This window comes from Epilithonimonas sp. (genome assembly GCF_032055105.1).
Taxonomy (GTDB): domain Bacteria; phylum Bacteroidota; class Bacteroidia; order Flavobacteriales; family Weeksellaceae; genus Epilithonimonas.
This window is the reverse complement of record NZ_DAMBRK010000008.1, coordinates 1-14,850: the sequence shown is the minus strand read 5'-3', so window position 1 is coordinate 14,850 and position 14,850 is coordinate 1. Positions and strand designations below refer to the sequence as shown.

Genomic DNA, 14,850 nt, shown 5'->3' with positions numbered 1-14,850 from the left:
TAAATTAAATATGAACTTTTAGTTTTTTACCAACCTGGATTTTGGGTAAGACCATTTGGGTTGTTATCGATTTCCGTTAAAGGAATTGGGTAGAATTCTCTACCTGGAGAGTATGTATTGAACTCATTGTCTCTTGATTTTAACCAGTTCAATTTAGATTGATCTTGTAGCCAACCCCAACGTCTGATATCATCGAAACGATGACCTTCCAAAGAAAACTCTAGGAATCTCTCGTGTCCGATTTGTTCTCTCATTTGAGCTTGAGTCATTCCTGGTTTTGTAGTTCTAAGATCAGGTAATTGTACTCTGCTTCTTACCATTTGGATATAGTCGTATGCTTGAGCAGTATTACCTAATTCGTTTAGACATTCTGCATACATCATTAAAACGTCTGCGTATCTCATCAATCTTTCGTTGATACCAGATCTCCAATCATATTCGCTTACAGATCCATTGTTATAATTCTGATATTTCTTTGTAAATACATCATTAAGATAGGCTGGATTGTTTGCATAATTTGTTGCGAAGTCTTTCCCATAAAGTGTTTCTCCCGGATGGTTGTAGAACATGGTTACGCCTAATCTTGGATCTAGCTCACCATTGATTGTTCTTTCTACTTGATATTCATTAAACAAAGCTTTTGTAGGTTGGATATCATTAAATCCAAATCCCGGAGGGCCATAAGTAATAGCTCTAGCAGATGTTTTACCCCATGATGATCCTGGCGCTCCGCCCCATCCTAGGTCTATACCGCCGGCATTTCTATCAAATTGAAGCTCAAAGATTGATTCGGCGTTATTTTCATTGGCATCCGTAAAATTATCTGCATAGTTACCTACCAAAGAGTATGTTCCTAGATTAATAACTTTCTCAAATTGTTCTTTTGCTTTTGCAAAATCTTTCGTAAATAAGTAAGCTTTCCCAAGATAAGCCATAGCTGCTCCTTTGGTTGCTCTACCTGTATGGCCTTTATCTAAACCATTAAGATTAGTATAAGAAACAGGAAGCAAGTCTGAAGCTTTTTGCAAATCAGAAATCACTTGTTGCCATCCTTCCTCATGAGTTTTTTGTCCGTGGTACAACTCCATATCCAAAGGAAGAGGAACTCTATTATATAAATTAACCAAATGGAAGAATAGCAAACCTCTTAAAAAATAGGCTTGTCCCATTACTCTATCTTTAAGAGCTGGATCCGAGAATGCTATGTTAGGAACATTTAAAATTACTTGATTGGCACGGTAAATCCCTTGATAGTAATCTTTGAATGCCCAACCGTAGATATCATCTAAAGAAATAACTGTTGTAAACTTCCCTGCAGTGAACATAGCTCCCCAAGGACTCACACTATGGGTATCATCTGCTCTTGCATCTAGTAACAATGGTGTACTTCTCATATAAGTACCATCTGTAATCAATGATTGATAAACCGCTGTCACACCTTTTAGGCCATCTTCATCTGTTTTCCAGAAATTAGCTTCTGTATTTACGTTTGGATCGTGCTGATCTAGATCATCTTCTTTCACGCAGCTCATTAATGAAAATGCTGCCAGTGCGATATAAAAATATTTTTTTGTCATTTTGTAGTAGATTTAAAATTAGAAGTTAGCTTCGATACCAAATGAAACAGTTACAGGATTTGGGAAAGATCCGTATTCAAATCCTCTTGATAATAATCCATCACTAATGAAATCTGGGTCATAGCCTTTGTACTTGGTTATTGTCAGAAGATTCTGTCCAGAAGTATAGATTCTCAGTTTATTGAAAATTGTTTTATCAGTAGTAAAAGTATAACCTAGTTCTAATGCTTGTAATTTGATATAATCTCCTTTTTCCACAAATCTGTTAGAAGGTCTGTTGTTATCATTAGGATTATTTTTTACTGGTCTTGGGACATTGGTATTCGTATTTTCTGGTGTCCAATAATTTAACATATCCGTAGAATGGTTTGTTAAGTCACCAATCATTAGAGAAGAATAAGTACCATTATAAATGTAATGTCCTGCCATACCTTGCCAAAACATAGACAAATCAAAGTTCTTATAGTTCGCACTTAAATTAAGCCCAAAGGTATATTTAGGAATTGATCTACCTAAGAATGTTCTGTCATTATCATTAATAATACCATCACCATTTAGATCTTTGAATTTGATATCTCCAGGTGCTGCATTAACTTGCGTCGCATGGTTTTGAATATCTCCAGTATTTTGGAAAATACCTTCTGCAATCCATCCGTAAAGCTCACCTGCAGATCTACCAACTTCTGTTTTAGAATTAACTCCAAAAATCGGACTGTTATTATCCCCTAATTTTAATACCTCATTATCCAGCAATCCTAAGTTCGCATTAAAGTTAAGTTGAAGATCTCCAATATTTTGACGATAACCTAAACTAAATTCCCATCCCATATTTTTCATATCACCAGCGTTAGTCGTGATATTATTAGGTGTTCCCCCAGAGCTAAATGGTAGTGGAACTGAAAGCAACATATCGTAGGACTTTTTAGAATAATACTCCGCAGAGAAATCTAATTTATTGAACAAACTAAGCTCAAGAGCCACACTAGAAGACTCTACGGTTTCCCATTTGATATTAGGATCTTTGATAGAAATAACTGTAGAACCAGGTTGCAAAACACCACCAAAAATATAATTTGCAAAAGGATTAATTGTATTTTCCCAAGAATAAACACCAATGGTATTGTTCCCGAGTCTACCCCAGCTTCCTCTTATTTTTAATAAATTAATATAATCTGGAAGGTTAATAAATTCTTCTTTGTCCAATCTCCATCCTCCAGAGAACGAGAAGTTTTCTGCGTGGTTATTACGCGGTGCAAATAATGACGATTTATCTTGGCGGAAGTTAGCTGTAAATAGATACTTTTCTTGGAAGTTATAGTTCAATCTTCCAATTACAGAGGATGTTGTAACCCTATTATTATATTCTCCTGTATCTCTTGCTGTTGCATACTCCAACTGAGCAATAGTTCCTGCCGCATAACCTACACCTCTAGACCAGTGGTTATAATAATCATCTCTTTGTTGAATCCAACCCGCCAATAAGTTGAAACTATGATCTCCTAGTTTGAAATCATAAGTCAATAGATTGTTAATAAAGGTAGTCTGCAAAGTATTATCCGAGATATCTAATTGTGCTTCGTTTGCTTCTGTAACATAATACCATCCAAGATCAGATTGCGGAACAAATAAACGATTGTGGACTGTGGTTCTATCGGCAGAAACATCTAATTTATATTTCAGACCTTTTAGAATCTCATATTCTCCCCAAAAATCTCCAAGAAAACGATTTCTTTTCGTATTATTTTGAACCAATCTGTTAAATCCTAAAATATTAAGCGAAATAGCTGCTTGTGTATTTGCATCGGTTCCTCCAAAACCTCCTAGACGGTTAGGGTCATACATTGGCATTGTTGGAATAGCTTGAAGAAGAGAAATCAAAATAGAACCATTATTATAGCCTGTAAAATTCTCTTTATCTGATTGTGTGTATGAAAATTTACCACCATACTTGAACTTACTACCTTTTTTACCACTGAAGTTAGCATTCAAGGCATATCTTTCAAAATCTTGAGGTGTATTGAGATAAGCTGTATTTTTGAAATAATCTAAATTAATACTATAACTGATATTCTCGGATCCTCCGTTAAAATTAACCGAATGATTTTGAACATTTCCAGTGGTAAAGCCTTCTTTTTGCCAATCTGTATCTACATTATTAATATAATATGGACTATTGGGATTATTTCCAGAAAGAATTTCCAATCCAGCATTAAGATAGGATTGGTTGGTAATTTGTTGATACTGCTCACGGTTGGTAACACTTATTTTTTTAGGTGCAAACTGAAAACCATTAAGACCTTTGTAGCTAAGATTTACTTTACCTCTAGCACCTTGTTTTGTTGTGATAATTACAACACCAGCTGCACCACGAACACCATAGATTGCAGCAGCAGAAGCATCTTTTAGAACCTGGATAGACTCTACATCACCCGGCGCAAAATCATTGGGGCTATTAACCATTACTCCATCTACTACAAACAAAGGATTATTATTCGTAAAAGAAGTGATTCCTCTAATCTTCATATTAACAGTTCCACCAGGTTCGCCAGAAGACTGCATTGTAACACCTGCAACTTGACCTTGCAATTGTTTCGCAATATCATAAGTCACCGTTTTTTTAGCATCATCCATTTTCACCACAGAAACCGCTCCTGTAATATCAGACTTCTTTTGCTTGCCGTAACCAATTACCACAACTTCGTCTATATTATTAACATTCTTTCTTAGTTTAATGTTAAACACTGTTTTATTTCCAACCTTTAATTCTTGAGGATCATAATCCACAGAAGTAAAAATAAGGATGTCTTCAGGCTTAGCCGTGATTTCAAAATTTCCATCTGCATCACTCTCAACCAAGACATCAGAATTAGCAATCTTAACTGTTGCGTTGGACACAGGTTTACCGTCAGTAGTATTCACCACCGACCCTTTTATGATCTGTTGTGAATAAATAGAACTTGAGATTGTTGCAAAAAGAACAACAACTAGTTTTCGAGAGCCAGAAAATGATAAGAATCTTCCTACTATCTTTGAAATGGAATCAATTTTTTTATTCATAAAAGGCTTACTTTATAAATGTATTTTTTACACTTCTAAATGTAATAAAAGAATTGATATAGAAAAGAGGTTAAGGGTAATTTGTTAATATTTAAGGGTAATATTGTTGATGTTTTGTCTGATAAAACTAAGAATAAAAAACAAAAAAACAACTACACCAAATAAATCAACGGCATTAAAAAAAAATATTAAACAATTAATATCCAATCAATTAACCTTTTTGAAAATAAAATCAAATTTGAAAATTAACCAAATATTAAGTAAACTTTAATAATAACTTAATAGATAAATTAATTCTATAATTTTAACAAATATTTAACATTAAATTAGTAAAAATTAAGACTTGCAACTATCTTAATATTTTGTTTTGACTCAAAAAAAATTAACCAAAAAATGTAGTAAAAAGACATAAAATTGAAATTCAATATTACTATTGTAAAATTATTGATATCAAAAGGGCTTAAGGTTTTATATGATAAGCTGGATATGCAAATAATTTAAATCGTCAGCAAAAAGTAGACATTATATAGTATAATAGTTAAGGAGTGTTTTCCAAAAAATAATTACATTCAATTATGGAAACACCTAAAAAGAAAAGTTCCGAAAAATTCTTAAAAGACATCCGTAAAAATACAAGGAGGATCTTTACAGCCGAGCAGAAAATTTTAATCGTAATGCAAGCCATTGCCACAAGTAAAATTGGTGTTAAACAAACCCTAGAAAGCCTTGGGATTGCAAGAAGTACTTTCTACAAATGGTATCAGAAATACTTTGAAAATGGCTACGCTGGCTTGAAAACATCCAAAAGAACATCTAAAAGACAGTGAAACAGCATTCCGGAAGAACAAAAAGATCTGGTAGTAGAAATCGCTTTGGAACACACCGAACTTTCCTCAAGAGAACTGGCGCACAAAACTGACAAGCAATGTTTCTTTTTTACCTTATAATCAAGTGTTTACAGGATTTTAAATCAACGAGATTTAATCCCTGCACTAAATCATTTTTTACTTTCAGCAGTAAATGAGTTTTGTAAATCATCGGTAAAAATTTTGCTACTGAGATAAGCGCAATATTTTTGTGCATTAAATATTTGTTACTCATTTTATGTAAACGTTATTATTAACATAAAAAGACAAGTTATACCTAATAAATAAGCTCTAGTAAAAGCTTATGTAAAGTATAACTTGTCTTAATACTGACAATCAAAATCTAACTTATATTTATAATGAACAAACTTACTGTATAATAAAATTCAATAAAAGTTAAGATTACTTTCAATACAAATTATCAGGATAAAAAAAGTACTACTCTGAAGAACGATTAATAATGAAATGAATAGAAAACAAAGGAGAATTCAATTGACAACTATGATTAAAATTGCTGTAATAAGTGATATTCATGCTAACTTATTAGCCCTGGAAAAAGTAATGGAAGATATTCGTAAAAGAGAAATATCTCAGATTTATTGCTTGGGAGACTTGGTTGACTTTGCACCTTGGGGAAATGAAGTTATTTCATTGATGAAAAATGAAAATATATCATGTATTCTAGGTAATCATGATGAACGTATAGCTTTTAACCTACCGGTCACTCCTTTGCAGCATCACGATGATATAGAAACTGAGAGTCGATTATCAGCGATAAATTACAGCAAACAAACAATTACGAAGGAGAATAAAAATTGGTTATCTAAACTTCCTTTCCATATTGAACTCCAATATAAAATAGGTAAATCATTCAAAAAAATTATGCTGGTACATGCTTGTATTGATAGTAATGAAGAATATATTTATGAATCAGACCCAAAAGGAAAAATCATTTCAATTCTCAAAGAAAGATCCATTGATATTCTCGTAATGGGCCATACCCATCAATCCTATGTTCAATGTCACTCTAATATATTACTTCTTAATTGTGGTTCTGTTGGCAGAAGTAAAGAAAGTGACCGAAAAGCGGTTTATTCAATCATCACACTGAGCGAAGAGAATATCGATGCAGAAATCATAAAAATAGACTATCCTGTTATGGAAGTAGCCTCAGCGATATATGCTAGTACAATTCCCAACTTCTATGGTGATTTTTTATTAGAGGCAAAATAAACAAAAACACAATGAGTTTTATTTTGTTAAAAATATAATTACCATCATTTTTCAAAACTTGTCATAATACAATAGAGTTTACAAAGTTATTTTTTCAAGTCCCTTAGCATTGAGGGATTAATACCTCTGTATTTTATAAATGATTTATTCATGTGGGTTGCATCAGAAAAACCTGTTTTTTCTGCTATCTCTGAAATACTTAAAGAACTCTGCAGCAGAAATACGGTCGCTCGTTCCAACCTGGTTTCTACGATTATCCTTTTAAATTGCGTAGTATCATTTCATTTTCACATCCCCAGTTTCCCAAAGATTTAATAATCGGAATTAATGATTCACCTAACTCAGTAAGTTGATATTCAACTTTTGCAGGAAAGATTGGATACACTTTTTTCCAAATCAACTGATGTCTTTCCAACTCTTTTAGTTGAACATTCAGTACCCGCTTTGATGCTTCGGTAATTTTATTATGTAACTCACTGGGTCTTCTGCATCCATCATTTATAAAAAAAAGTAAACGAATTTTCCACTTTCCATAAAGTACCTCAGCAACCAGATCCAAACTACATTCAAAATTAATAGGTATTTTTTTCACATACATATAACAAAATAAAGCATTGATAAAGAGCATACAATAAGGAATAATTTTGTCTCTATTGAATTCCTTGTAACAGTAATTAAAATCCTGATACTCTTTCTATGAAAACTTTAATGCTTCGGCTCATTTAGTGAACCAAAGCATTAAAAAGACAGTAAGACAATTACTTGTTATTGCTTTTAAATATTTCGTAATTTTCTTGACTTTCAAAATAGGCTACCTCTCCCCCATCTCCGATCATGACAATATATGCCATCGCTTTATCAATCTTCTTCATGGTTTGCGGATCAATAGCATACCTTACACTCTCATCCTTTGGAATACGCTTCTTGCACATTTCACAACATCCATAATAGGTTTTCCCATCAAAAGGAACTTCCAATTGTTGCTTGCCCATGTATTCATCATTTACCATACAGACAAGGTTGCTTGGTACATGGTCGCCTTTTTTTGGCTCATAACTTTTTACAGTGCTTGTTTGTGTAGCTGTTGAAACTTCATTAGTTGAAACCGCTTCATTATTTTTATTCTGGCTGCATCCGATGAAAAGTACCGTGGCAATCGCCACGATACTTAAGAATTTGAACTGTACTTTCATTTTGATTATTTTTTATTAGGATTATTTGGTTTGTTCGGAACTTCAGTACCTTCCTGAACTTCTTCCGATCCCATTTTTAATATTTTGTCTCCCTGATTAAGTTCTCCAAAAACTTCTACCTGCTCCGGCATTACAAGTCCCTTGCTGACCGGAATATTTTTGGTTTTTCCGTTCTCAACCCGTATCACGTACACGCCCATTCCGCTTTCAACAACGGCTGTTTTGGGAACAAAAAATGTAGGTTCTGTATTTTGTAAGGGGATGGTTGTTTCAGCAACCATATACGGTTTTAGGATATTATTCTTATTGATAAAATCCGCTTCGATCTTTTCAGAACGGAGTTTCAGGTCAAGGCTTCCGGATTTTCTGCTGACCAATGCAAAATGTTTTTGTTGCGGTTGCGAACGTACATAAAAGCGTATGGTATCTCCTGTATGAATATAGGGTGTATTGGCTTCCGGTATTGATAAATTCAATCGTAATTTTTGGTTATTTTCAATCACCAATAATGGTTCTTTGTTCATTGGTCCTACATAAGCACCTAAATCAACATTCCTATCCGTAATTGTACCACTAAATGGAGCTCTGATTACTAAATAATTATTAATATCCTTAATCTCATTATAAACAGATTTTGCTGCATTTAACTGGGCTTCGTCTGAAAGCATTCTGGACTTAATTTGATTCAATGCATCTTTTGCAATAGCTCCTTGAGTTTCATTAGCTTTCATTGTCCTATCATAAGTAGCTTTTGTCGAAAAATAAATGGCCTTTTGTGCTTCTATCTTTGCTTTGGCATTAGCAATCTGAGACTGTATCTCAGGTGCTTCCAAGACTGCCAGAACCTGACCTGCCGATACTTTATCACCGATATCTACACGGATACTTTTTACATAACTGTTAACTTTAGCAAACAGGGCTGTCTGTTGGTCTGGCTTTAGCTCACCGGCTAATTTCAGCATAACTTTTGGGTTGGACTTGGATATTTCGACAGTTTCCCAAGGATTCATCATCATTCCCATCCCCATACCAGGCATGCCGCCTTTTTGAGGTTCTTCCTTTGCTGCTTCTTTTGTTTCATTATTGCAGGCGGTTAGCAGCATTATTAATGAAGCTGCCAATATTGTTATATATTTCATTTCTTTATTTTTTTAGGTTTACAAAGTGAATACTTTCCTCATCTTCTGGATGCAGCGAATTGGATACGATGGATGCTTTTTTCTGAACCCAACCGAATACAAGCGGGAGAACGATCAATACCGAAAAAGTAGAGAAAATCAACCCACCGATCACGGCACGTCCCAATGGAGATACCTGATCACCGCCTTCTCCAAATCCAATCGCCATCGGTAACATACCAGCTACCATTGCCAATGTGGTCATGACAATCGGGCGGATACGTAATTTGGCAGCTTCTATGGCGGCTCCAAGTGCATCATTTGAAGATTTGCGTATGGTTTCGGCATTTGAAATCAATAACACCGCATTTGCAATTGACACCCCAACGGACATGATCATTCCCATATAGGATTGAAGGTTCAGTGTAGAACCTGTCAGGTTCAAGGCTACCAACGCACCTACTATTACAAAAGGAACAGTTGATAGAATTACCCAGGAAACCCTAAAGGACTGAAATGTGGCAGAAAGCATCAGAAATATCACTACGACAGCGATCAACAGTCCTGAAGCAAGGCTTCCTAATGTCTCGTCCAGAACCGGAGCAAGTCCTGCAACCTCGATATTAACCCCTTTTGGCAATTCGCCGAGAGAAGCTATTGCTGCTTTTACGTCTTTGGATGCCTGTTCAAGGTCTTTTTTATGCAGGTTGGCTGTTACCGTTGTATAGCCCATTGTTCCAAGGTTATAACTTTCTCCCATTTCCTTGGTAGGCATTACAGTAGCAACATCGCTTAATACAGGTCTATCCTGATTTTTGGTCAGGGGAAGATTTTCCAGTTCCTCTTTGCTGTTCAGTATATTCTGAGGTGTCTGAACCTGTACATCGTAAGCAATACCCATCATACCTCCAACCCAAAAGTTCTTATTGGTATAACGTGTCGAAGCTGTAGCGGCAACCAGTGATTTAGCGATATCCTGTGCGTCCAGTCCCAACTGGGCAGCCCTTGTTCGGTCAATATTGATCTGCATCGCCGGATAGTTCATGGATTGTGGTATCTGCTGATCACGCATATAGTCAAGTTCCTTCAGTTTTGCAAGAAGCTTATTTGCCGTCATCATGTTCATTTTCTTCATCATTCCCGATACCCGGATCTCAACAGGATTATTGGCTCCCTGGCTAAGGATTTTTTCTGTCAGTTCAATTGGTTCAAATGACAGTTGCAGATCGGGCATTTTTTCCTTGTAATATTGACGGAGTTCATCTTTCAGCTCGTCGGAATTACCATTGAACTCTTTAGGCAACCTGCATCAGGGCTTCATGCGGTCCTGCATTGTACAGATAGATCGGGCTCACGGCAAATGTTGAAGGGTGCTGTCCGATAAAAACGGATGATATGGCCACATTATCCTTACCGACCTTAGCTTTTAGCAGTTCAAGAAAATTTTTCACCTTTTTCTCAGTTACTTCTATGCGGGTTCCTTCGGCAGCTTTAAGTCTTACCTGAAATTGTTTGGAATTAGAGGCAGGAAGTACGTCTTTTCCGGTAATCAGGTATAGACCAGCTCCAGCAAGGATGACAGCAATCAGGCTAATTCCCACGATAGTTTCCTGAATTTCATCAGACCCGAAAGGAAGTTTGAAAATTTCTGCCTGAACTTTGTAAACCTATCTTCTTTATGTGCAGGGTTTTCGCAGTTTACAACATTGTGTTTCATCATCCAGTTTGCCATCACAGGAACGAAAGTCTGTGATAAAAGGAAGGAAATAATCATTGAAAAACCAATGGCCATTGCCAATGGCATAAACAGCGATCCCGGAATACCTGTCATCATAAATGCCGGTGCAAATACGGTAAGGATACATAGCATGATGAGAAGTTTTGGAAATGCAATTTCCTTACACGCATCCCATATGGCCTGTGCTTTTGTCTTGCCCATAGCAAAGTGCTGGTGGATATTTTCGATGGTCACTGTACTCTCGTCCACCAATATACCGATTGCCAGTGCAAGACCTGAAAGCGACATGATATTGATGGTCTGTCCGAAGAGCTTAAGGAAAAGCACAGCAGAGATAATAGAGATCGGAATGGTCATGATCACAATCAGTGCCGCCCTGCGGTCATTCAGGAACAGGAGCACCATCAATCCGGTCAATAAAGCTCCCAATACTCCCTCGACAACAAGGCTTTTCAAAGCGTTGGAAATATACACCGATTGGTCAAATTCGTAGGATATCTTCACGTCATCTGGCATATTACGCTGAATGTCCGGCAACTGTTTCTTTAGCGTGTTGACAACATCGAGTGTAGAGGCATTACCTGCTTTTGCAATATTGATATATACGGAACGTTTTCCGTCAATAAGGGCATATCCTGTGGCAATATCCGCACCGTCCTTAACGGTTGCTACGTCACGGATATACACATTATCCACAGTGCCCTTGAAAATCGGCACATCGCCCAGTTCTTCTATATTCTTTACCGTATTATTGGTCGGAGTCAGATAATTTTTATCCCCAATATAGATATTCCCTGAAGGGGATGTAATATTGTTTCTGCTGATGGCTTCAACGACCTGTTCCGGAGATAGATTATGTGAACGCAACTTGTAGGGATCAATATTGATCTCAATGGTACTGGGGCTACCTCCGAAAGGCGGGGCTGTTGTCAAGCCGGGTATCTTAATCAGGAACGGACGGGCGTTAAAGTTTGCAATATCCTGTAACTGGTTATTTGTCTTTGTATTGCTACGGAACACCAACTGCCCAACCGGTTGTGATGAGGCATCAAAACGGATAATGAACGGTGGCGGAGCACCCGGTGGCAGGAATACCTGCGAACGGTTGGACAGGGCATTGATACTGGCTATGGCTTCACCCATTTCGGTACCTTCATAGAAAGTAATCTTCATCAGGGTAAGTCCCTGCGTATTCTTACTTTCGATGGATTTGATACCGTTGGCAAACAGCATCATGTTCACGTACATTTTTGTAAAATACCCTTCCATCTGTTGCGGCGTGTAACCGTTAAAGGAATGGGCTATATAAACTACCGGCAGATTCATCTCTGGCAAGATGTCCACTTTCACATCTCTGGTCGCTTTGATCCCAAAGAACAGTAAGCCAAGTACAATGACTAATATGGAAAGTGGCTTTTTTAAAGCAAAACTTATCAAATTCATTGATCCAATTATTTAGTTAATGTTTTTGGGTCAATATTTCAACATCGCCCTGTGATGATGCCAATAGCAGGAGTGCCTGCCATACATTGTTCTGGGCTATCTCGTAGTCAATCTCGGCACGGTTCAGCGCATATAAAGCCTGCGTATAATCCACTAAAGTGGTCAGCCCGTTTTCGTACAATGCCGTGTGCTGTTTGTAGGCCAATTGTGCAGCGGATAACTGCACTTTGGTTTCCCCAAAGTTTTCGTAGGCATTGGTCAGCTGTGACTGGGCAAGCTTGGACTGGGCGTTGATCTCCTTGTGCAGGAGATCATAATCCTGCTTCAATGACTGGGTAAAATACTGCTGTTCCTTTACCTTGCTGTTGAAACGGTACAGGTTGGTAATGTTCCAGCTCAACGTAAAGCCGAGCAGGTAATTTCCCCTGTCAATACCGACCCCTTTCAGGTACGAGCCTGAATAGGCACTGTTATCCTGCATGTAGTTGGATTCAAAACCTGATCCACGTCCCTGAAGTACACCAAAGGCGGATAAATTGGGAAGTCTTTGGGTCTTGACCAAAGATTCGGATTGAAGGCTCTGGTCTACCTTGCTTTGCTGTAAAAGAAGCAGGGGATGTTTGCTGACATCGCTATTTTCAGGGCTAAGTATATTTTTGGGTATGCTTGTACTGTAGAGGCTATCCAGTTGATAGGTCTTAAAGTCTTCACCCAAGAATACGGCAAGCTGCTTTGAGTATTCCAATACCTTATCATAGGATTTAATCTGCAAGGATTTTGCGTTGGAAACCTCCGCCTTAGCCAATGAAGCATCTACTTCCGGGATCAAGCCACTTTTTGCACGGGAGTCGGTCATTTCAAAAAATACCTGTGCCCGTTCCAGGTTTTTTTCCTGTACATACTGTATGCGCTGGCTGGCCAATAAGTTCAAATAGGCAGCACTCGTTCTCACCTGAAGCTGGAAAATCTCCTGTTCAAGATCTGCAATGGCAGTCTTTTCTTTGGACTGCCCCAGTTTTACCTCATTCTTTATCCTGCCGAAAGTGAACAGGTTCCAGTTGACATTGGCAAAGTAGAGTGAACCAAAAGCGGCATTCCAGTTCTGTTCCGCCAGTGGCAACGAAGTGGATGCAGAAGCCAGACCTCCGTAGGCGTACATAGAACCGTGTACCATATTGATGGTTCCGAAACTCTGCTGCGCTGCAAGGGTTACATCCGGCAGGTATTGTTGTTTTTGAAAAGCGGTATTTTGTTCAAACGCAGAAACTATCGATTTTTTGGATTTTATCCTGTCATAGTTTTCAGCGGAACGTTGGAGTGCATTATCCAGATGCAGTACCTGTGCATAGCCATTAAGACTACACAGGAGCACTACACCAAGAGATGCAATGGTTTTGATATACATTGTTATAAAAATTAGAAATTAGACATAACGAATTAAGGCATTACCCTAAGTAGGGCATGCAGTTTTTAGTTTCGGAATATCAGATTCTAAATTCTATAAACGCAGTGAAGGATGTAGAGAGGGTTACCCCTTATCGGGATCTTGGTAAAAAGGTAAGTTGGTTTAGAAAGTTCAGGGTATATTCCTGAAAACTCAAACAAAGCCCCCAATGTTTCATTAGGGATCGCTTCGCCCCAGAAATTAACCGACAGATCAAATCCTGAATACTTATGTGCTGCATTATTTACCTTAACGATTTGAGTTTCATACTTACAGCAACCCTTCTTTTTTTCTTTAATTTTTTATTCTTGAAGCATATTGGACAGGGTTTTCCCGACCCGACATGAGAATTACTATTCGTCAGACTGTAAAGTTTTACAGCCATTCCCTTGCACATGTGGGCGTACTGGATAAAGCCCGTAGACAATATCCAATAAAAGATCGAAAAGAAAATAATGAATATCTTTTTCATTCGCCAAAATAATAAATTTGATTCGCACTAAACCTTTTCAGGCCTTAGTACGTTTTCATTTATATTTTTTTCATAAAACAATAGCTATATGATGCTACAAAACTATTTATTGAAGGTTAACAATCGGATATTTCATTTAAAAAAAATATCTTAGAAAATAGTTTTTACTCAATCACTGTAGTCTCAAATTTTCCCATTGTAAAAAAATTTATAAACCAAATGATTACCTTATATTATTTATCAGCAAATTTGTGGATAAAAGAGGATATCCTTGTTATAAAATTCTGGAATTTAATTATAAAATTAAATGAATTTACAATTTATCTAAAGACAATCTTTTAATCACCTTCGTTTGTTTGAAATTACTTGGTGTCAATCCAGTTACTTTTTTCAACTGATTACTAAGATAGGCTACGCTTGAATAATTAAGTTTGAACGCAATTTCACTCAAAGATAATTCATTGTAAACCAATAATTCCTTTACCCTTTCTATTTTTTGAGCAATAAAATACGTTTCTATAGTCTTTCCTTCTATTTCAGAGAATAACTTAGAGAGGTAATTGTAATCCTGATGTAATTTAGTACTCACTATTTTCGATAGATTAATTTTCGATTCTGATTCTTGGTAATGAACTAAATTGATAATTATATTCTTAACCCGTAGTGCATTATAAAAAAGGTTACTCATAATACGAAAATTTCGTATATT

Annotated in this window: 10 protein-coding genes and 1 pseudogene; 2 read left to right on the top strand and 9 right to left on the bottom strand. The window is 36.7% G+C overall.

The window, feature by feature from the left end; all coding sequences use genetic code 11:
* Positions 1–26 precede the first annotated feature (26 nt).
* Entirely contained in the window at positions 27–1,577 is a 1,551-nt protein-coding gene (locus tag RTY06_RS08410; RefSeq protein ID WP_312824203.1) for a RagB/SusD family nutrient uptake outer membrane protein, read from the bottom strand.
* Positions 1,578–1,595: 18 nt separating this feature from the next.
* Entirely contained in the window at positions 1,596–4,634 is a 3,039-nt protein-coding gene (locus tag RTY06_RS08405; RefSeq protein WP_312824202.1) for a TonB-dependent receptor, read from the bottom strand.
* 575 nt (positions 4,635–5,209) lie between these two features.
* On the opposite strand from RTY06_RS08405, the gene RTY06_RS08400 reads away from it, so the two are divergent.
* A complete protein-coding gene (locus RTY06_RS08400) occupies positions 5,210–5,461 on the top strand; it encodes a helix-turn-helix domain-containing protein (RefSeq protein WP_312824201.1) in 252 nt (83 codons plus the stop codon).
* A 540-nt stretch (positions 5,462–6,001) separates the two neighbouring features.
* Complete coding sequence (locus tag RTY06_RS08395; RefSeq protein WP_312824200.1) at positions 6,002–6,733, top strand: metallophosphoesterase; 732 nt, start codon at positions 6,002–6,004, stop codon at positions 6,731–6,733.
* Between the two features lie 86 nt (positions 6,734–6,819).
* Here the strand turns inward: RTY06_RS08395 and RTY06_RS16190 are convergent, their stop codons facing one another.
* The 7 genes and pseudogenes from RTY06_RS16190 to RTY06_RS08365 all read right to left on the bottom strand — a co-directional run.
* Positions 6,820–6,972, bottom strand: a complete 153-nt coding sequence (locus RTY06_RS16190; RefSeq protein WP_409450833.1) for a helix-turn-helix domain-containing protein — start codon at positions 6,970–6,972, stop codon at positions 6,820–6,822.
* A 14-nt stretch (positions 6,973–6,986) separates the two neighbouring features.
* On the bottom strand, positions 6,987–7,361 hold the full coding sequence (locus RTY06_RS08390; protein WP_312824199.1) for a helix-turn-helix domain-containing protein: 375 nt from the start codon (positions 7,359–7,361) through the stop codon (positions 6,987–6,989).
* 130 nt (positions 7,362–7,491) lie between these two features.
* Complete coding sequence (locus RTY06_RS08385) at positions 7,492–7,926, bottom strand: hypothetical protein (RefSeq protein WP_312824198.1); 435 nt, start codon at positions 7,924–7,926, stop codon at positions 7,492–7,494.
* Between the two features lie 5 nt (positions 7,927–7,931).
* Complete coding sequence (locus tag RTY06_RS08380) at positions 7,932–9,065, bottom strand: efflux RND transporter periplasmic adaptor subunit (RefSeq protein WP_312824197.1); 1,134 nt, start codon at positions 9,063–9,065, stop codon at positions 7,932–7,934.
* 4 nt (positions 9,066–9,069) lie between these two features.
* Positions 9,070–12,225 (bottom strand): annotated as a pseudogene (locus RTY06_RS08375) (efflux RND transporter permease subunit).
* Positions 12,226–12,241: 16 nt separating this feature from the next.
* Positions 12,242–13,630, bottom strand: a complete 1,389-nt coding sequence (locus tag RTY06_RS08370; protein ID WP_312824196.1) for a TolC family protein — start codon at positions 13,628–13,630, stop codon at positions 12,242–12,244.
* An 824-nt stretch (positions 13,631–14,454) separates the two neighbouring features.
* Positions 14,455–14,850: AraC family transcriptional regulator (locus RTY06_RS08365; protein WP_312824195.1), on the bottom strand; the 396-nt coding region annotated here is incomplete at its 5' end.